Source organism: Methylomusa anaerophila, assembly GCF_003966895.1.
In the GTDB taxonomy this organism is placed as follows: Bacteria; Bacillota; Negativicutes; order Sporomusales; family Sporomusaceae; genus Methylomusa; species Methylomusa anaerophila.
In genome coordinates, this window is sequence record NZ_AP018449.1 from 4600123 (window position 1) to 4622054 (window position 21932).

General features: G+C 47.4%; 6 protein-coding genes. All 6 read right to left on the reverse strand.

Translation table 11 applies throughout. The features are described 5' to 3' along the window. Window positions 1-183 precede the first annotated feature (183 nt). Window positions 184-528, reverse strand: a complete 345-nt coding sequence (locus MAMMFC1_RS20595) for a carboxymuconolactone decarboxylase family protein (RefSeq protein WP_126310268.1) — start codon at window positions 526-528, stop codon at window positions 184-186. A 151-nt stretch (window positions 529-679) separates the two neighbouring features. After that, a complete protein-coding gene (locus MAMMFC1_RS20600) occupies window positions 680-4846 on the reverse strand; it encodes a polyketide synthase (protein ID WP_158618835.1) in 4167 nt (1388 codons plus the stop codon). A 29-nt stretch (window positions 4847-4875) separates the two neighbouring features. Continuing rightward, on the reverse strand, window positions 4876-5640 hold the full coding sequence (locus MAMMFC1_RS20605) for an enoyl-CoA hydratase/isomerase (protein WP_126310270.1): 765 nt from the start codon (window positions 5638-5640) through the stop codon (window positions 4876-4878). After that, entirely contained in the window at window positions 5640-6896 is a 1257-nt protein-coding gene (locus MAMMFC1_RS20610; protein ID WP_126310271.1) for a hydroxymethylglutaryl-CoA synthase family protein, read from the reverse strand. Before MAMMFC1_RS20610 ends, MAMMFC1_RS20605 begins: the two co-directional genes overlap by 1 nt. A gap of 116 nt (window positions 6897-7012) precedes the next feature. Beyond that, on the reverse strand, window positions 7013-18433 hold the full coding sequence (locus MAMMFC1_RS20615) for a non-ribosomal peptide synthetase (protein WP_126310272.1): 11421 nt from the start codon (window positions 18431-18433) through the stop codon (window positions 7013-7015). A gap of 172 nt (window positions 18434-18605) precedes the next feature. Then, on the reverse strand, window positions 18606-21932 hold the full coding sequence (locus tag MAMMFC1_RS20620) for a non-ribosomal peptide synthetase (RefSeq protein ID WP_126310273.1): 3327 nt from the start codon (window positions 21930-21932) through the stop codon (window positions 18606-18608).

Below are 21932 nucleotides of genomic sequence, written 5' to 3' on the forward strand. Positions count from 1 at the left end.
TGCACCTTCTTTATTAACCATAAACTAGCTAAGTTAAGCTTATTCTAGCATGGTTGCTTAATATTGTCAATGTAAATATTAATATATTCAATGTCATTATTAATTATATTAATTAAGCAATTAAAAAACCATCAAATTAGGCGTCCATTACTTCTGAATAACTTAACGGCAACAATCCTGGCCTTATTTCCCTCCAGCCGCCTTTTCCAACTGATCCACAGCCGCCAGACCTGCTTCAAGGGCCTCATTCACTTTAGCTAGGCCAGCCACAGGAAGGCAACACACTATCGCATGAAGAATCTCGTTTCTGGTTGCCCCGGCACGGTAAGCTTTTTCGGCGTGTAAAGCAATCCCATGTTCCGAACGATCCATGACCACTGTTCCCAGCAGTATCAGTTCTTGTTCCTTTTTGGACAGTGGTCCGCAGGATTCGATCTCCCTTGCTAAGCTCATAAATGCACCAAAGACATTTTTCGGCAATAAAATTACCGGCATACTATTTCCCTTATTGTCCAGGTTATTTGTCATGACTTCGCGCTGTCCTCCCTTCCTCCGGTCCGGCCTAGCCGGATATTTTTGATGTTTTCTCTCAAAGTACTCTACACGGGGAATTTGCAAGTTAAGCTTCTATAATGGCCCATCCATTAAGTGTATGTTTAATGTATGTCCAATGTATGTTTTAGGAATATAATTTTTCACAAAAAGCAACTATAGCTTCCAATGACTTAGGTTCCGTCAAAAGCATCATATGATTGGGTGAGTCCAGGTCCATCCTGTTAAAATTGGGAAGCTGCCGCTCCCATTCTGCCCAATAATTCACATTATCCAATAAAATATTATCCTCTGCCGTTGACAAATAAGGCTCTATTTCTCCCAGGAATAAGCCACTGCCGTTACGGAAAAAGTGACAAGTTACCGCCTGAGGATCCGGCAACGGCAGAACAGAATAAGCATCATCTTTATAAGCCTGCCGCACCTTTAGATTTTGCTGCAACTGCGAGTATACCTGCTCTTTCGATTTTATCAATCCCCGTTTCGCGGCCAGCTCAATTAATTGTTCCAAATAATCCTCATCATTTAAATTTGAATTTACTTCGTCGCGATGAATTAAGGTTTGGGCTATTTTTTCCGGCTCTTTATCAATTGAAGCCAGCAAGGCAACGTTAACCGTTTGCAAAATCAAACCTTTTTGCGACTCGTATGATTTTTTCATTTCGGCAGGATCTATCGCATCCAACATAACGATTGTATCAACGGTTTGTCCCAACTCTTGCAATTGGCGCGTGATTTCATAAGCCAAAGTTCCGCCCATGGAGTATCCGCCCACGTCATAGGGACCTTCCGGCTGCACCGATTGCATAATGTGAATGTAATATGCAGCCATTGCCTGGAGCCCGTGCAAAGGAGAGCGGTCGGTCATCCAGCCTCGCGCCTGAATACCAAAAAAGGGACGTTGAATCTTCTGAGCAATTTGTTGATATACTTCTACTCCGCCCTGCCCCGCATGAGTCCAAAATACAGGTCGTCCTTGCGAGCTCTGGTTGAGATGAATGAGTTCGGGAAATTGCGGCCATAACTTGAAAGATTTTCGCTTTAATCTTCTTTTATTGTCTGTGTTACTCAGTTCTTTTTCCATGAACCCGATAAATTCGCTAAGGGTTGGATAATCGTAAACTTTGGTTGCGGCGATTGAAGTCCCGTATTGGTTATTAATCGCCTGCACCCAGTTCACAACTATCATCGAATCCATCCCCATATCCACAAAACTTGCATCTACATCAATATCGCTCCGATTCTTATACAAGGCTTGGGCTAAGCTTGCAGCCAGTTCTTCCTGTAAGGATTCCACGGCAATATGAGATTCCCCTATCGTCTCTGATTGATATTTTTCCAGCTGAGCATCCGCACCAAAGTGGTGCGCCGGCGTCGCAGGGGTTGCCGGCGATCCTGCCGAATCCGTTGCTGTGCCGACGGCAGGCTGGCTGTCAGCCTTGGGCGCCCAGTAGCGCTCCCTGGCAAAGGGATAAGCGGGAAGATTTATCCGGCAAGGTTTGGTGCCGGCATAGAGTTTGTTCCAATCAACATTTATACCTTTTAACCAGACTTCCGCTACTTTTTTAAGTTCCTTTTCTTGAAGCCAGGTTTCCAGCAAGGCTTTTGTTTCTTCATCCAATTCAAGGAGTTTCTTTCTGCCGTTGCTCTTTTTCACCTGACCTGTCAGTACTTCTGGCGATGAATTGTCAATAAAGTCCCCTAATACTTTTATTAGCATATCTCGCGAATCCGCCGGGAAGGCCAAACGATATTCCATCCCTTCCCGGCCTGTCTGAAGGGTATAGGCCAAATCCGTCAGGTTGAAGTCTTCACGGGCTTCAGCATGGCTCTTCATGGACTTGGCGTAGGCTTTTAATTGTTCCTCAGTTTTTGCCGACAACACAACCAGGACCGGGTTGTTTGTTTCCATGTCCATGGAAATCGTGGTGTCAGCAGTGTCAACCGCAGGGATGTATTCTTCGATGACCAGATGGGCGTTGGTGCCGTTGAATCCAAAAGAACTCACGGCGGCGCGCCGCGGAATGCCGGCGGACGTTTCCCATGGCTGTAATTTGGTATTGATATAAAACGGATTATTATCCAGGGAAACATATTCATTTAACTTTTCAAAATTAATCGCCGGCGGTATCAGCCGGTGCTGCAGGGAAAGCAGTATTTTAATTACACCGGCAACTCCCGACGCTGCCAAAAGGTGACCAATATTGCTTTTCACCGTTCCCAACGCGCAATAGTTCTTTTTTTGTGTAAAAGAGCCGAAAGATTCGGCAAGGGCGTCTATTTCAATGGAATCACCAAGTTTTGTTCCTGTTCCGTGCGCTTCCAGCAAAGTTATTGTTTCCGGATTAATTCCAAAGCGTTGATACACGTCTTTTTCTAAGAAAACTTGTGATTTTGCACTGGGCGCGGTAATTCCGTTGGTTTTTCCGTCGTGGTTAATCCCCCAGCCACTAATCACTCCATAAATGGGGTCGCCGTCCCGCACTGCATCGGCGAGTCTTTTTAATAAAACAACTCCCACGCCTTCACCGGGAACAAAACCGTTGGCACGAGCGTCAAAAGAAAAGCAGCGTCCGTCCGGGGACAGCATTCCGGCTTTGCTGGCCTGAATGTGCAGATATGGTCCGGCCATGATGTTTACTCCCCCCGCCAGGGCAAGATCACTATTCTGCAGTATCAGGCTGTCACAGGCTTCAGCTATTGCTACCAGGGAGGCTGAACAGGCAGTATCAATGGCTAAACAGGGTCCTTTCAAGTTTAATGAGTACGAAATTCTGGCCGGCAGAATGGAGTTTGTTCCTCCCGTAAAGACCTGGGAATTCAGTTCTTGCCCCTGCATAATCATGGTATGCCCGTAATCGCTGGGGGCGCAACCCACAAAAACACCGCACCGGCTGCCAGATAATGACAAGGGGTTTAGACCGGAATCTTCAATGCAGGCCCAACAGCTTTCCAGGAACAGACGTTGCTGCGGATCCATTACTACTGCTTCTGTGGTTGAAATACCAAAAAACAAGGGATCGAATTTATCCACATCCTCCAAAGCGCCCATATATTTACAATAGGTTTTTCCGGGAGCTTTGGGATCCGGATCATAAAAAAGGTCCAGCGGCCAGCGTGTGGCAGGAATTTCTGAAATGCAGTCCCTGCCGTCGGCAAGATTGTTCCACAATTCAGTCATGGACTTTGACTTGGGAAATTGTCCTGCCATGCCGATGATGGCAATGGATTTTTGGGGAACTTGATTTTGTAAAGACACATCCGTATTGCCTGTGAATACCACCGTTTTTTTCTTTAACTCTTTTAACTCTATCGGCTGGCCTGAAGAAGCAGGACCCTTTGGCAAATCTTTTTCTCCCGGTATAGTCAATCCTAAAGACTGCTTATCCGTATTTTCCGAAGATTGCCCATACAGAGATTGAATTCTTTCTTTTACTTCCGGCTGATTTACAAAAGTTTTTTCATGCATTTGCACTTCTCTTGCAAAGGCCAGGGATAACTTCTCTCTGATGGGTTCAACCATAAGATCTTTTAAAGCTATCAATGTTTCCCGGGGCGCCTCGGCTAACGTTTTTGCCAGTTGCAATGCATACGGCAGAACTTCTTTCCTGGGCAGCACCGGAAAAGGAATACCTTTTGACTGCAATTCCGAACCGTAAAAATTATTTCCGGTGTATAAAATTTCCTGGGTCAAACTAATGCCAATTTTCTCAGGAAAAATTAATGTTGCACCAGCGCCGGGAGTAAAGCCATATTTAAGATAGTTGCTGGTATATATGCTTTCCCGGCTCATCACAATCAAATCACAAAACATTCCCATGGACCAGCCGGCGCCGATAGCATGACCTTGCATGGCAGCAATTACGGGTATCTTGCAATCCAGCGCCAGGCTATAGATGTTATGATCGGTAAATTTCATTTTACCTTCATATATATCCAATAAAACTTCCTTGGTTCCACCGGAGGCAAAGTAACTGTCATATCCGGTCAGGACCACCGCTTTGTAGTTTGGATTGGCTTGAATGGACTCAAACGCCTGGAACAGGCCGGTGACCAATTCGTAGGAGAAGGTATTTTTATTAACCCGGTCTTGCATTGTTAATTGGACAATGCCCGGTTCCACTTCTCGGAAATCGACGGCAGCTTCTGTCATTGGGTTTTCAGCGGGGGGCTCTGCCCCCGCCGGACCTGTCGCAGCGGAACTTGATTCCGTTATTTCTTTTAGTTTTTTCTCAGCCTGCCCGGGGCTTATTTCCCCTGCTTGCAATGCACGTAAAATCTCTTTTCTATCCATCATCAGCCTCCCGCTATATTCCGACATTATCATCTCTCCCAGGGAAATTGTCCCTTATCAATATACCAAAAAATCCCCTCAAGATTGCGAGGGTCGGAAAATATCTCCTGGTTGGCCGCTAAAGCCAATGATTTGGACTGAAGCAACGAATTATACAACTCATTCATATAGCGTTTATATCGGGAAATTCCTGTTTTAGACAAACGTCTAAAACGAAGCAAATGTTTGCGAAGCAAAGACTCACTCTGAGCTTCATAGGCATCGACCAGGCCCCATGCATGGGCCTGTTGAAAGGAAATCGGCTGAGTCGATAACGTTAAATAATGGGCTTTTTGAAATCCCATGCGGCGAATCAAAAACGGCAGAACACAAGCCGGGAAAAGTCCGAATAATAATTCGGACAAACTAAACTGCGCCGTCTCATCGGCAAGCACAATGTCGCTGGCGGCGACGAATCCCACCCCGCCGGCATTAGCCTTGCCCCGGACGTGAGAAATTGTAATGTACGGTCCGGTAGCCAATTTCAGCCATAGGTCATACAAGGGCTCCGGCGATTGTTCCCGGCGTTGCCCGCTGGCAATTGTCCCGTGTATTTCCTTGAAATCAGCCCCAAAACAAAAGACTTCCGGCAAGCCTTCCAACACCACGATGGTTGCGGCTTCTTCACACATTGCCAGTACATGATGGCATTCTTCAATTAGGAGATCATTGATTGAATTGTTGGCCTCTGGGCGATAAATCTGCAAAAAACATATTGACTCCTGAAAACGGACTTTAATTGTCTGATAATTCATTAATACCACGCATATTCACGATGGAATTCTTTAATTTCTTTCAGGAACAATCGCCCTTTTCCTTGACTTGCGGCCAACACGCCCGGAACGAAATCAAAATCCAGATTGACATTGCGGGTGCCAAATCTTACAACGCCGCTTCCTAACAATATAGAATGATATTCCTCCATCGATAATTGATAGCGTTCATTTAATTGTTTCTCAATCTCAAACCGGCGCTGGCGTTCCTGACCTTGAGGAGTGACGACCCCGCTATAAAATTCGGAGCAGCAGCCCGACCCGTAGGAAAAACAACCAAGTCGCTTCGGAGAATCAAACCGGCCGTTGTCAATAGTACTTGCCAGCGACAGGAAGGAAGTGGCGCCCATGATATTTCCGACCCGCTGGCAGTAGGTCATTCCCGGCATTACGCGTTGATTAAAATCTTCTTCCACCTCAGGCGGCTTGGCTTTGACCATCTTCCGCATCATGGCCCGATGGGCTCCTTTCACCATGCCGCCAAAGGGAGTATGGAAAGTGAGATACTGGAATGTTTGTTGATAATCTGCGCCCACTACCCGTTTTTTATATTCCTGAAAAGCATTCTCGCAACAATCCAAATAGGACAACAGGGACAAATCCGCGTCCCCGGCTTCACTATCAGGAGTCGGGCGGCAAGTATCGCACACTTCATACCCGTAGTAGCCGTTGGCCCCTGCGTCTACTTGGAATGCATAAGGAGTTTCGCTGACTAAAACCGCCACGGCTCCCGCACCCGCACTAGGTTCCGCATAGGACCAGTCCTCAGTCATCTCCCCGCCTGATTCCCCTATAAACCGGGAAATATCAGTCGCAACCACCAGCGCTTTGGCTCCCGGCGATGTTTGGGACAGAATAAAATTGATTGCCATCTGAAGTCCGGCAGTCCCGGAATAACAAGCATTTTTCAGTTCAAACAAGCGGCAATTTCGATTCAATCCCAAATAATGATGGATATAAGTACTGATGGATTTGCCAAAATCAATCCCCGATTCGGTGCAGGATATCAGCAACTCAATCCGGTCTTTTTCGGCCTGGGAAAGAGAATCCACCACCGGTTTAGCCGCATTGACCCCATAGGAAACCGGATCTTCGTAAGGCAGGGCTACGGCCTTTTCTTTCATTAATAAATTTGAAAATCTTGCGGTATCCAATTTACGATGCTGGGCTAATTCCATCACATCCAGATAAGCTGATCCTCCAAAAGCATTCATCGCTTCAATTCCAACATTAATCATTATTCTTCTCTCCCTTAATCAATAGTTTTATATTTTTGTAAACTCAAAGTATTCAAAGTATACTAAGACCGCTAATGAATATCTCAAGCTATATGGAACGCATTAGAGTTCCTCTTTTAAACATATTGATTTAATAATTGATCAGCCTCTTCAATATTTAAGGTCCCCTCACGCACTTGCTGCAGCACCGTTTGCAGGTTATTATCCGGATTTGAATCGGCAGGTGTTTGATTCGCTTCTCCCGTTGCCGCATTTAATTCTGTTAATTCTTTTTTCAAAAATACGGCGAATTCACTAATGCTGGGATAATCATAAATTTTGGTCGCTGTAATTGAGGTTCCGTAGCGTTTATTAATTTCCTGAACCCAGGCCACCCCGATAATCGAATCCATTCCCAAATCAACGAATTTTGCATCGATGTCAAGCTCGCTCCGCTGCATATACAGGGCTTCCGCCAAGGTTGTCGCCAGTTCTTCCTGGATGGATTCCACTGCGACATTAGACGGCGTTGGATTTACCGGCGCCGGGGTTTCCCTTGGCTCTGCCGTTACCTGCGCCGGGGATTCGACTGCCTGCCCCTGGGGCTTGGCTGCTGCCGGTGCCGGGCTCTCGCCCGGCTCAGCAGTTGAAGGCGCTGGCGCCGGCGCCATTCCACCGCCGGCGATATCCATTTCTTTTCCTACAAATTCCGCGAATTCACTGATGCTGGGATAATCATAGACTTTAGTTGCCGCAATTGAGGTTCCGTAGCGTTTATTGATTTCCTGAACCCAGGCCACGCCGATAATCGAATCCATTCCCAAATCAACGAATTTTGCATCGACGTCAATTTCACTTGGCTGCATATACAAAGCTTCGGCTAAACTTGCTGCCAGTTCCTCCTGGATGGATTTCACCGGGATTTTAGACGGCATTGGATTTACCGGCGCCGGGGTTTCCATCGCTTTAGCGGCAACCTGCGCCTCCTGCTCCCGGGGCTTGGCTATTGCCTGCGCCGGGATCTCGCTTGGCTGAGAAGTTGAGGGCGTTGGCGTTGACACCATTCCACTGCTTGGGATATTAAGTTCTTTTACCATAAATTCCGCGAATTCACTGATGCTGGGATAATCATAGACTTTGGTTGCCGCAATTGAGGTTCCGTGGCGTTTATTGATTTCCTGAACCCAGGCCACGCCGATAATCGAATCCATTCCCAAATCAACGAATTTTGCATCGACGTCAATATCGCCCGGTTGCATATACAAGGCTTCCGCCAGGCTTGACGCCAGCTCTTCCAGTAAAGATCCCGCCGGATTAGCTGTTGGGACATGAGCCACAGGTTTCGGTTCATCGCTGATTTTCCCTGGAATAGTATCCGCTTCTGCCACCGGAACGCTGGTTGATGTTAAGCTGGTTGATGTTAAGCTGGTTGATGTTAATGTGATCGATTGTTGAATTTGATTTACCGGTTTACTTGATAGGGTTTGGTATCCCGGCAAAGATCCTAGAGATATCCCGCTGGGCTTGGCAGATATGTTGGCAACAGTTGGTTTTTCCATGGTTCTGAGTTCCACAGACGGTCGGGAAACCGGTGATTTATTTGCGCTGTCCCCTATCGCGGCCGTTGCTTCCTCTCTGGCCGGTTTGCTTGCTATTGGGGGATTGTCTGCCAAGGATCGTAAAGATATTTCGCTGGGTTTACCGGCTGTGTTGGCAACAGCCGGTCTTGCCGCGGCCGTGAGTTCCACGGGCTGCCGGGAAACTGACGGTTTACCGGCGGTATCCCCGGCTGAGCTCACTGTTTCCTGTCTGCCGGCAGCTTCTTTGTCAAAAAGATTGGTGAACCAATAGCGTTCCCGCGAAAATGGATAAGTAGGCAGGCTGATACGTTGCGGTTTGGCATTGCTGTAGAGCTTTTTCCAATCCAGAACAAAGCCCTTGACCCACAGGTCCAGGAGCTTGGTGTATTTCCCTTTGGCTATCCAGGCATCAATGGTTTTTACCATGTCTTCGTCTTCGGCGAAGACAGCCAGCATTTCTTTATTGCGTTTGACCTGCCCCCGATAGAGATCGTCTATATTGTCCTGGCCATCCAGGTAGTTTTTCAGCTTCTCCTCCAGTTCCGGGAGAGATACTGCGGTTAGGGCCAGGCGCTCCTCCATGGCCTCTCTTCCCACCTGGAGGGTGTAGGCGACGTCGGCCAGGTCGGCGGCGGCGAACTGCTGGGTTTGGATGGCTTGCAGGAGCTGTTGGGCATGTTCCTTCAGGCGCTCCTCGTTCTTGGCTGAGAGTACGATGATGGCCGGGTTTTGGGAGGTGACGGCGATTTTAGGTTTTTCCTGATTGGGGATGTACTCCTCAATCACCACATGGGCATTGGAGCCGCCGGCGCCAAAGGAAGAAATGCCGGCGATCCTGGGATATTCCCGGGTCTGGCCGTTTAGCTCAACTACAGGGCGTCTCCACTCCGCCAGTTCTTGCTGGACGACGAAGGGGGTGTTGGCAAAATCAATATTGGGATTCAGGGTCTTGGAATGGAGGGACGGCGCCAATTGGCGATGTTTCAGCTGCAGCAGCACCTTAGTCACCGCGGCAATGCCGGCGGCGCTCTCGCAGTGTCCGATGTTGGACTTGGCTGAGCCGAGGGCGCAGTACTGCTTGTCTTTGGTGTACTCCTGGAAGGCTTTCGTCAGACCGGTGATCTCAATCGGGTCTCCCAGAACGGTCCCGGTGCCATGGGCCTCAATATAGCTGATGGTCCGGGGATTTATGCCGGCCTCTTTGAGGGCTGCGCCGATAACGCTGGTCTGGGCGTTGGGGTTGGGGACCGAATAGCCGTTGGTCTTCCCGCCGTGATTGAGGGCGGTCGCCTTGATAATGCCATAGATGTGATCGCCGTCGGCGATTGCCTTGGGAAGGGGTTTGAGGAGTACCGCTCCCACACCTTCTCCCGGCACATAGCCGTCGCCTCCCTGGCCGAAGCTTTCGCAGCGGCCCTTGCTGGAGACAAACTTGCCCTGGCCGAGCATCAGGTATTTGTTGGGATGGACGGAGACATTGACGCCGCCGGCGACGGCCATTTCGCAGCCGCCCCGCTGCAGGCTGTGGCAGGCCAGGTGAATGGCGGTTAAGGAGGAGGAGCACATGGTGTCCAGACCAATGCTGGGGCCATGAAAATTGCAGAAGTAGGAAACGCGGTTGGCAACTGACGACGGACTGCCGGTAAGGGCGATATTGCGGCCCCGGGCTTGCTCCTGGGCCCCGTAGAGCTGGTACTCTTCATACATTACCCCGACGTATACCCCCACATTGCCTTCCAGGCCGAGACCCTTATACATACCGAGGTCTTCCCTGGTATAGCCGGCGTCCTCCAAAGTTTCATAAACGCATTGCAGGAATAAGCGCTCCTGGGGGTCCAGGATCATTGCGTCCCGGGGTGAGATGTTAAAGAACAAGGGATCAAATTGGTCCACTCCTTCGATAAAGCCGCCCCACTTGCTGTAGGTTTTGCCAATCTTGCTCTTGTCTTCATCGAAGTACAGGCTGTGATCCCAACGGTCTTTGGGAATCTCGGTGATGCAATCCTTGCCGTTTCTGAGGTTTTCCCAGAAGTCCCGCAGGTTTCGCGCCCCGGGGTAGCGCCCGGAGACGCCGATGATGGCGATGTCCGGGAAACTTTTTTCTTTTTCTTGCCGGGGTTGGGCTTCCAGGCGCAATGCTGCAAAACGGGAACGTCTTTTACTGCCGGCGAATGGCTTTTCCGGTTCGGCCACCGGTGTGGCTTCCTGGGATGCTGCCGGAGATGTTGTCTGGGTAGCTGCCGGTTCTTTTTCGTCAATTCCCAGCAGCGCCGTCAACTGATCCAGGTGGGATTCCAGGAAGTAGCCGGTCAGTTCCTTGATGTTCTGGTATTCAAAGAACAGGGTTTTGGACAGGGAGCCAAATGTTTTTTCCAATTGATTGGTCAGTTGGGTGACCATTATCGAATCGATCCCGTATTTCTCCATCGGCGCATCCGCTTCAATGCGGTGCGGCGGGAGTTTGATGACGGACGAGAGCAGTTTCTTAAAGTAATTGACAGCTTTTTCCCGGAGCAAGTCCTGGGCCATGACGGGAATATTTTCGGCGGCGGCAGGCTTAAGTTCAGCCGTTTTTTTCAAGATTGGCTCCGGCTGGGGCGCAACAGGTTTTTCTGCTGCAAGCAGCACTTGCCTTAGCCGGGCAGGATTGCCTTCCGCCACCAGCACCTGAGTTTCGCCCGAGGCCAGTCCCTGATAGAGGGCTTTGATGCCGGTTTGGGTTGCCATGGGGACCATGCCTGTATCTCTAGTCACTATCCTTGCGGTTTCCTCATCAACGCGCATGCCGCCCTCTCGCCAAAGCGGCCAGTTGACGGACAATGTCCGGCCGTGGCGCCGGCCGGAGGCCGCCAGGTTGTTGCGATAGGCGGCGTAGGCGTCCATAAAGGCGTTGGCTGTTGCGTAGTCGGCCTGGCCAGGGTTGCCGAAGCTTCCGCCGGTTGAGGAGAAGAGAATGAAGAAGTCAAGTTTCTGGTCTTGGCTGGCCTGATCCAGGTTGACCAGACCGGTGACCTTGGGAGCCAGTACAGCGAGGAATTCCTCCCGGTTTTTCTTGATGATGAAGTTATCTTTGATCACCCCGGCAGCGTGGATGATGCCATTGAGGCTGCCGAACTCCTGCCGGCTATCTTCGATCAGGCCGCTGACCGCTTCCTTGTCGGTCACATCCACCTGACGGTAGATGACCCGGGCGCCCGCAGCTTCCAGTTCGTTTAGCCTGGCTTGCCGGTCTTCGCCCAAAGGCGAGCGGCCGGTGAGAATGAGGGTAGTATCCTTGGCATTTCGGGTGATTTCCTGGGCAAAAATAAGTCCCAGGCCACCGGCGCCGCCGGTAATTAAATAGACCCCTTGATCTTTCCAGGGGATCTGCATTGTTTCGGCGGCAGTTTCAATTTCCCGCAAGCCGGCAACGAAACGTTTGCCGTCCTGGTAGCGGACCTGCTGGCCCAGGGGGCTGCGGCTGTTCTCCTGTAGCTGTCCGATGATTGTTTCCGTATCTTGTCCCGGTTCTACGGCAATCAACTGTCCTATCAGCTTGGGGTTCTCCAGTTGGGCTGTTTTTAAGATGCCGGCAAGGGCGGAACAGAGTTGCTGCCCATTGGAGGTGGAAACTACCATCTGGACCAGTACTTGGTCTTTGAGCTTGTTCCTGAGGATGCCTTGGATCTCCTCAAACACTTGGGCGGCATAGGTCTGGAAGCGCTCCCCCATATCCGGTTGCGGCGATTGGAGAATGAGACAGCCCGCCTTGTTCATCTGAGCGGTAATGCTCTCAAGGGAAAGCTTGTCCGGTTCGCAAAGAATCACCAGGTGCTGGGCATAGTCAGGGGTTGGGACTTCCTGGGCAAGCGGTTGTTCTCTCCAGGCGGGAGTGAGCAGCAAGGCGCCGAAGGCTGACTGGCGCTCCGCCATACCCGGTTCGCCGTCCAGAATTCTGGATGTGTATGCCTTCATGCGCACGCAAACGCGGCCTTGATCGTCACAGATGTCAATGTCCAGCTTCTGCACCCGCTCCCCAACCGCACCGCTGCCGCTATAGCGGATTAGCGCCCACATGGCGGGGGTGCAGGCGCCAAAGATTTCAAGCTCCTCTAAGGCGAAGGGGAGCGAAGGCTTAAGGGAGGCGTTGCCGCTGGTATCGCCGGAATATAAGCCGATCGTCGACTGTACCGCCGAATCCATCAAACTGGGATGCAGGACAAATTGCCCTTTCGTATCGTAAACAGCGGCAGGTAAGGCCAACTTTGCCAGTACCTGATCCGGACCTATATATACCGCCTCAATTCCCTTGTGTCCCGGGCCATAGCTGATCCCGGTCGCTTTAAATGCCTCGTAGCATTGGCTGGACGAAAGAATTTTTTGGTTGCATTGATCTTGCAAAGCTTTCAGATCCAATACCGGAATTTCCGGGATCCGGCTCAACACCGCATTTCCCTGGCTGTATACCACAAGGTCCGCGTCGGTTTCTTTCGGTTCGCTATAGATTTCATAGCTAATCTCGCCGTTGTCCTCAGGATAAAGTCCGACGTGCACCTGAAAAGGCTGATCGGTAACAGAAATGGGTCGGACCCATACCACGTTTTTCAGTTTGATTCCGGTCTGTTTTTCCTTTAAAGCTCCGGCTGCCCGCTCAACTGCCGCCCTGGCCATTTCCAGATAGGCCACGCCGGGCAATACCTTCTGGCCGTTTACGACGTGATCCCGCAAAAAGAATTCCTTGCCGCTAAAGACAGAGCTGTACCGTTGTTCCTCAAAATCCGAGTCGTTCTGATGCAACAGGGGGTGAATCAAACGGGCGGTGTCTACTGCCGCCATACTGCCAATATCGGTATCCGCTTCATCTACCGCAGGCATCCAATAACGCTCCATGTTAAATTGATAGGTAGGCAAACTGATTCGGCGCGGTTTATTATCGCCATACAGCTTATTCCAGTCAATAGTAAGGCCCTTGACCCAGAGCTTGCCTAGTTCCGGCAGCTTGCGTTTGCCAATCCAGATGTTGATTATTTCCTTGTGATCCTGATCATTGCCGTATAATTGAATAAGATCTTTGGCGCTTGTTGCTTCGCCTCTAAAGCAACCTTCAATATTTTCTTTTTCAGCAATAACCGCCGCTAGTTTTTTCTTAAGATCTTCCATGTTTTTAACAATTAAGATCATCCTGCTATCCATAGCTTCTCTGCCAACCTGAAGCGTGTAGGCAAGCTCAGCTAAATTAACAAAATCAACATCATTAACATCATTAACATCATTAACATCATTCTGGCTAACAGGTTTGCTTATGAAATCCAAAAGTTCTTGGGCATAGGCCTTAAGCCGGTCATTATTCTTTGCCGATAACGGAACGGCAAATACGCCGTTGTACTCATATTCCGCGCCGGTTTGCCCGGCCGGATTATCCAGGGCGCTTTTTTCAAAAATTACATGGGTATTGGTTCCGCCGATGCCAAATGAGCTTAGCGCCGCCCGGTTGGGAATTCCGTTTGATTCCCATTTTCTAAGCTTATCAGCAATATAAAACGGCGAGTTGTTTAAATCAAAAATTGGATTTGGTTCCTTGTAGTTAATTGACGGTGGTATTTCATTATTGCTTAGACACAACGCAACTTTAATACATCCGGCCAAACCCGCAACCGTGTCAAGATGTCCGATATTGGTTTTAACGGACCCCAGCCCGCAAAATTGGTTCTTGTTTGAATATTTTTTATAAACCTCGTGTAAAGCGGCAAATTCTATAGCGTCTCCTAATTTTGTTCCGGTTCCGTGAGCTTCAACATAACCGATTGATTCAGGATTTATGCCCGTTGAATCCAACACTTTCTGAATTACCTCGGCTTGTCCTTTTACACTGGGAGCATAAAATCCTACTTTATCCGCTCCATCGTTGTTTATGCCGATTCCTCTGAGAATTGCATAAATATTGTCGCCGTCTTCCACTGCATCTATTGCTCTCTTCAGTACAACAACCGCAACTCCTTCGCCTCCCATCATCCCATCCGCAGAAGCGTCGAAGGCTTTTATGTGTCCGTCACCGGAAAAACTCAATCCGCTTTGGTAGACATAGCCTAAATTTGATAAAGCCAGTATTGTTGCCCCGCCAACCAGAGCATACTTAACTTCACCGGACATTAAGCTTTGGTATGCCGAATATACCCCGGCCAAGGATGATGAACAATTTGAGTGGACAAAAAAGCTGGGGCCTTTTAAGCCCAATTTATAGGAAACCATTGTGGGAATTGTTCCGCCTTGCGCCAAAATCCACGCCACGTATTGCTCTACATTCTTCATTACAGTGGATGTTGTACGGTTCAGCGATAATGACAATGCCTGATAAAAATTATTGCTTGCCGACATATACACGGCTGTGTCAGGGACCTGTCTCGGAACATAGCCGGCATCCTCCATGGCTTTCCAGGAATGAAGCAATAACAGCCGCAACTGAGGATCCATCAGTTCGGCGTCCCGGTAGGAAATATTAAAGAATTCCGGATCGAATAAATCTTTTCCCTCGATTACTGAGTTTACGGGAACATAGTTGGGATCGTTAATAAGTTCTGCCGGCAAATTAAACTCGGAAAGTTCCTCTTTGGAAAAAAACTTAAAGCTTTCTTTGCCTTCTCTTAAATTGTTCCAAAACTCATTGTGGTCTTTTGCGCCGGGGAATTGGCATGAAATACCGATAATGGCCAGACTGTCCTGATAATAATCAGGATAGGATTTATTGCCTTTTTGCTCATTTTCCCGGTCGTTTAACCAATTAATTTCGCTTATATCACTGCCAGTTGTTTTGAAACCGGTTTCCCTGTCATTGGAATTATTAGCTTCCGTGATATATTTGCTGATGTCTTTAATGCTGGAATATTTAAACAATGTCGTCACGTTGAAATCACTGCTGAGAGTGTTCTTGATCTTTTCGGCTACAACTACTGCTGATAAAGAGTCTCCTCCCACTTCAAAAAAGCCGTCTTCCGTGCTTATATTGCCGACATTAAGAACATCCTTCCATATTGCCAAAATCTTTTCTTCAATTTCCGATTCAGGCAGGCATTCCTCTTTAGTCCTTGTGGACACGACTTTTCGATTCATTAATTCTTTTCTGTCTACTTTTTCGTTTGCGGTTAAAGGGATAGACTCAAGCTCTACGAACAATGCGGGGATCATATAGCCGGGCAGGGTAGTTTTCAAATGATCCCGCAATATTTGCGGATCAAGTAATGCCGAATTCTTTTGTTGCCGGACATAATAGGCTATCAGTTGTTTAATCCCCTCATGCTCCTTCACGACTACAACGCTATCCTGGATGTCTTGATGCTTGGTAAGCTGGCTTTCAATTTCACCCAGTTCGATTCGAAACCCGCGTATCTTTACTTGATGATCAATACGTCCTAAAAATTCAATATTGCCATCCGGCAGCCACCGGGCTAAATCGCCGGTTTTATAGATTTTTGCTTCCTTATTAAAAGGATTCCGGATGAATCTTTCGGCTGTAAGTTCCGGTTTATTTAAATACCCTCTGGCCAAACCATCGCCTGCTATATAGAGTTCACCCAGGATGCCTGCCGGTGCGGGCTTTAAGTCCCTGTCCAATATATATATCTGCGTATTCGCGATAGGCTTGCCAATGGTTATCGGTTCCTTCTCCCTGATCTGTTGCGTGGTTGACCAAATGGTCGTCTCCGTTGGACCAAACATATTCCATACTTCACTATTGGTATTAATAAAATATTGCTTTAATCTTTCCGGCAGCGCTTCGCCGCCGCAAAGGATTTTCACTCCTTCTTCGTTCTTCCAGCCGGCCTGAAAGAGCATTGTCCAGGTAACCGGCGTAGCTTGCATAATTGTTGGTTTTACTCTTTTTATTTCCTGCCTTAGCTTTTCCACATCCTTTGTCTTTTCCGTACTGCAGATATTGCATTGAGCGCCGTTAATCAGAGGTAAATACAACTCCAGGCCGGCAATATCAAAACAGTATGTTGTTACAGCAAGCATTTTATCTTGTGAACTTATTCCCGGTTTATCGCTCATGGTAATGAGGAAATTCGTCAATGCCTGGTGAGGGATCATTACCCCCTTGGGTTTTCCCGTTGTCCCGGATGTGTACATTACATAAGCTAAATCCGATGGTTTGTTTAAGATTTCTAAATCTTCACTGTCTTCTTCATACAGCGACTCATTGTCTAAAATTATTTTAGCGCCTTTAAAATCTATCCTATCCGCCATGTCCGCCACGCTTGATTCCGTAAGAATCATTCCGGTTTGGCTGTCTTCCAGCATGTATGATATTCTTTCTTCCGGATAGTCAGGGCTTATCGGCAAATATGTGCCTCCCGCCTTTAATATGCCCATGATTCCTATGATCATTTCCAGCGATCTTTCTACCATAATCCCAACTATAGTATTCGGTTTCACGCCTTTTTGCCGCAGCGCTCTCGCAAGTTGATTGGCTCTGGTGTTTAATTGACGGTAGGTAAGGGTATTTTCTTCAAACGCTACCGCTGTATTATCCGGCGTCTTCTTTACTTGTTCCTCGAAAAGTTTATGGATTGTTTTTTCCTGGGGATAGTCTGTTCTTGTATTATTAAATTCGTTAAGTATTTGTTCCTTTTCCTGGTCTGATAATATCTCGATTGATGATACTTTTTCCTCCGGCTTTTCGGCTATTTGCTGCAGTATCTGCTTTAAATGCCCTTCTATCCTCTTTACCTGGGATTCATCGTAAATATTGTTGTTATATGTAAGCTTGACCGTCATCTCACTGCCTGGCATCACATATATATTAAAGTTGAAATTTGTTTGCTCCGATAGTTTGATTGCTTTAACCTCAAGCAGCTCTTTTTCTGCTCCTGCTTCTGCCACTTTCTTCTCTATGGGAAAATTTTCATATACCAATACATTATTTATTAAATCTCGCTTTAATGCGGTGCCTGCCTGTATTTTGGCCAGCGGCAAATAATTATACTTTGTAGCCGCGAAGGATTGCTCCTGCACTTGTTCTATCACTTCATTGAAGGTACGGCTATGTTCAAAATTCATTCTTACCGGAATGGTATTTATAAACAGTCCCACCATGCTCTCTATGCCTTCAATTTCTGAAGGTCTTCCTGACACTACCGCCCCAAAAACCGCATCTTCCGTATAGTTGTATTTATGAAGGAGTATTCCCCATGCTATCTGAAATATCGTACTTAACGTGGTTCCCTTTTGTTTGGCCAACTCGGTAAGTTTATTTACCAAGGGATTACTTATGGTAAATATTGTTTCTCCCAGAACATACGGAACGTACCTTTCGGCCTCCTTATTTTTTTCTATACAAGCAGGAATCTCCGCCTTTTGTTCGTATCCCGCCAAATAATTACTCCAATAGGATAATCCTTCTCCTGTTTCTTGTTGCCCAATCCAATTAATAAAGTCGCTATAAGGCTTTGCCGCCTGCATTTTTAGCGGCTGGTTATTTTGCATCATATAATAGTTTTCGAAAATCTCGTTCAGTACAATCCCCAGCGACCAACCATCCATAATGATGTGATGAAAGGTCAGTATTACTGTATAGGATTTTTCATCAGTCTTAAATACTGACATCCTGACAAGAAGATCCTTGGATAGGTCAAAACCTCTTTCCTTATCTTTCTGCAAAAACGTTTCAGCATATTTTATTTTCTCATTGGCCGCCATTGCTGATCCTGTTGATCCTGTTAACCCTGATATATCTTCAAAATATATTTTCGTTGTTCTGTCCTTTAAAACCAGCTGCATCGGCTTCTTGACTTTCTTATAGATAAACATGGTTTTTAAGGCATCATATTTTGCTATAACAGTATTAAAGCTTTCTTCCAATAGCGCGATGTCCATATCTCCGGCCAGGGTAACGGTTATTTGCTGAATATATGCCCCAAAGCTTTCATCGGCTATGGCATGGAACAGCATACCCTGCTGCATCGGGGACAATGGATATATGTCCCTTATATCTTTTTTATCCAAAACTGGAACCTCCTCTACGATTTAGTAAGGTATACAATTCGCCACAAATATATGGAACGCCTTAAAGAATTGACACATCCGGGCATCAGGATAAGCTGAGGTTAAGCGACAGCGTCGAAGCGTTCCTGATACCCGGATATAATTTTAATTCTTTAATGCGACATATATAGTTTCAAACTGAATTTTCCTCAAATTCCATTAGGATATTGTCAAGCTCCTCCAACTCAATTTTGTTGGCGGCAGTATCCCTTGGTGCAAATTTAACCTCTTGTGTTACATATTTGCCGACTTCCTTGATTACCGGATTTGTCAGTAAATATTTAACGTCCAATTTTAGTTTTAAACGCTGCAGCCTTGTCAACACTTGAATTGCTTTTATTGAGTCGCCGCCCAGAGCAAAGAAATTATCGTTAATACCGATACCCTTAGTCCCCAATACTTCCTGCCATATTTCAACAAGTATTTTTTCGGTTTCGTTTCGCGGCGCTTCGTATTCCGTACCTGCTGTCATCATGCTGCTGTCCGGATCGGGCAGCACTTTTCTGTCGGCTTTGCCGCTGGATGTCAGTGGTATTTTTTCCAACTGGATAATATAGGCGGGTACCATATAATCCGGCAATTCCTTGGCAAGATACTCTTTTACTTCAGCCACGTTAAGCTCTTCCTGGGTGACAACATAACCGCAAAGGTACTTGCTTCCTTCTTTGCTTTCTTTTGTTACTACAACCGCTTCTTTTATTGCCGGGTGACTCAAAAGTTGATTTTCAATCTCACCCAGCTCTATTCTCAAGCCTCTGATTTTCACCTGGTGATCAATTCTTCCCAGATATTCTATATTCCCGTCAGGCAGCCATCTTGCCAGGTCGCCTGTTCGATACATTCTTTCACCGGGTGTGAATGGATCAGAAACAAATTTTTCAGCCGTCAGATCCGGCCGGTTCAGGTATCCTCTTGCCAGTCCATCCCCGGCTATATATAATTCCCCTGTGACGCCCACAGGTTGCAGCCTTTGGCTCTTATCCAGCACATAAAGTCTGATATTGTCTATCGGCTTGCCGATAGGTATAACATTTAACTCTTCGCCTGATGAACAATCGAAATATGATACGTCAATACTCGCTTCCGTTGGTCCGTACAAATTGTGCAGTTTGGTATTGTTGCTGGCATTGAGGGAGTTGTTGAAGCGTTTAACCTGTTGTAAGGGAAGCGCTTCGCCGCTGGCAAATACCTGCCTTAAACTTGCAAGCCTTTTTAAGTCCATACCGCCTTCAATATATTCCAGAAACGCATTCAGCATGGAAGGTACAAAATGCATGGTTGTTACCTTGTTTTTCTCTATTTCATCCACAATTTTGCCGGGGTCTTTTTCCCCGCCCGGTTGCAGGAAGCATACTCGCGAACCCTGCAAAGACCACCAAAATAACTCCCACACCGATACGTCAAAGGTATATGGCGTCTTTTGCAGTATGGTATCCTTTTCGCCGATGGGGTAACTTTTTTGCATCCAATTCAGCCTGTTGATCAGCGAGTAGTGCTCTATCAACACACCCTTGGGTTTGCCTGTTGAACCGGATGTATATATTACATAGGCGATATCCCGCGGTGAGTTTATTCTCGCCAGATTTTCTTTCTCGCCCGCGTACAGCCTTTGGTCTTCCAAATCTATGGTAAGTCCGTCAAAATTCGTTTTATTAAGAAAACGATTTTGGGTGAGAACAATTTTTGCTTCGCTGTCTTTCAACATGTATGCTATCCGGTCTGCCGGGTTGTCAGGACTTATCGGCAAATACGCGCCCCCTGCCTTTAAAATGGCCATAAGCCCGATGATCATTTCCAGCGACCGCGCGACCATTATGGCGACGATACTGTTGGGGGTCACACCCTCTTCCCGCAGCACCCTCGCCAATTGGTTGGCTTTATCGTTTAATTGTCGGTAGGTAAGGCTATTTTCTTCAAAGATTGCCGCTGTGTTATCCGGCAGTCTTTCCACTTGATCTTCAAAAAGTTGATGGATTGTTTTTTCTTTCGGATACTCCGCCTGCGTGGCATTCCAGTCAATAAGTATGGTATCCTGCTCTTCTTGCGACAGGAAGGAATATTCCGCCAGGGCCAGGCTGGGCTGGTCCACAATCTTTTCGACTAATTTGATATAGTGCCCCATCATTCTCTCAATGGTCGAAAGATCATAGATATCAGGATCATATTTGATATTTAGGGTAAACTGATCCCCTTCAAAAATCTCTAATGCAAACTCAAACTCGCCTTCCTGGTGCATATCGTCAATAAATTCTATGGACAGCGAATTGGGACTCAGATCCTTGATTGTTTGTAAACTTGTTGATTGGAGAAAATTTTGATAGACGAAGGCTACTTGAAAAACAGCGGAATTCGTCTGGGTGCGGGGCACATTTAATTCCCTGACTATGGCAGGAAACGGATAGGCGGCGTGATCCAAGCCGTCAACCACATTTAATTGCAATTCTTTGATAAGCTGGGAAAAGCTCTGTTCCCCGGTTACCTGACTTCTTATCGGCAGCATGTTAATAAAATAGCCGGGCAGGGAGTCAAATCTTTCCTGCGGCCGTCCTATGGCCGGCATGCCGACGATAATATCCTCCTGCCCGGTATAGCGATGTAACAATACGTTGAAAACCCCTAATAAAACGATTGACAAATTCATATGCTGGCTTTGGGCAAAGGCTTTTATCCGTTTGGTCAAATCAGCCGAAAGCAAGCTGGTAAAGGTTTGGCCGTTTAGGCTTTGGGAGGAAAAACGGGGACGATCGGCAGGAAGCTCCAATACCGGCAATGTTCCTGACAGTTGCCGCTGCCAGTAAGCCCTGTGCCCGTCGCCTTCTTTGCCTGCCAACATAGCTTGTTCCCATTCAACAAAATCGATGAAGCTGGTTGCAAAGGGCTGGGGCGCCTGATTCTTCCCGCCAATCAGATCCCGGTAGGTTTCCAAAATAGATTTAATAAGCAGAAAGGTGGAACTGCCGTCAAAAATAATATGATGAATGACAATAAGTACGATGTGCTCTCGTTCAGACCGGGACAAAAGCTGCACCCGCATTAAGGGACCGCATTCCAGGGAAAATGGTTCTTTTGCTTTCTTTTTGAGATACGGCAGGATCTCGTCAGATTCAAGGGCGGCAATGTCTTCCTGTTGCCAGGCGAGAGCCTGGGACGGCTGAACAATTTGGTAAGGAACGCCGTCGTTTTCACCAAATACAGTCGTCAGGATGGGATACTGCTTCAGCATGTAAGCACAGGCTTGCTTAAACTTTTCCATATCCAGCTTCTGAAAAACGCGAAAGCATAAAGGAATATTATAGGCACTCATTGCCGGCGAAATTTTTTGCAACATCCACAAGCCTTGCTGGCCTTCGGAAAGCGGATTCTTGCGAGGCTGTTCCTTCAGTGCCCGAAGCCGTTCCTGCAGCTCAGCCGTCGATAGTTTGCCTTCCTTAAATGCGATGAGAAGTTCTGTTCGCGTCAC

Bases quoted from the DNA above. Each gene is read 5' to 3' on its own strand.
- MAMMFC1_RS20600 (WP_158618835.1), bottom strand. From the start codon at position 4,846: ATGGATAGAAAAGAGATTTTACGTGCATTGCAAGCAGGGGAAATAAGC.
- MAMMFC1_RS20595 (WP_126310268.1), bottom strand. From the start codon at position 528: ATGACAAATAACCTGGACAATAAGGGAAATAGTATGCCGGTAATTTTA.
- MAMMFC1_RS20610 (WP_126310271.1), bottom strand. From the start codon at position 6,896: ATGATTAATGTTGGAATTGAAGCGATGAATGCTTTTGGAGGATCAGCT.
- MAMMFC1_RS20605 (WP_126310270.1), bottom strand. From the start codon at position 5,640: ATGAATTATCAGACAATTAAAGTCCGTTTTCAGGAGTCAATATGTTTT.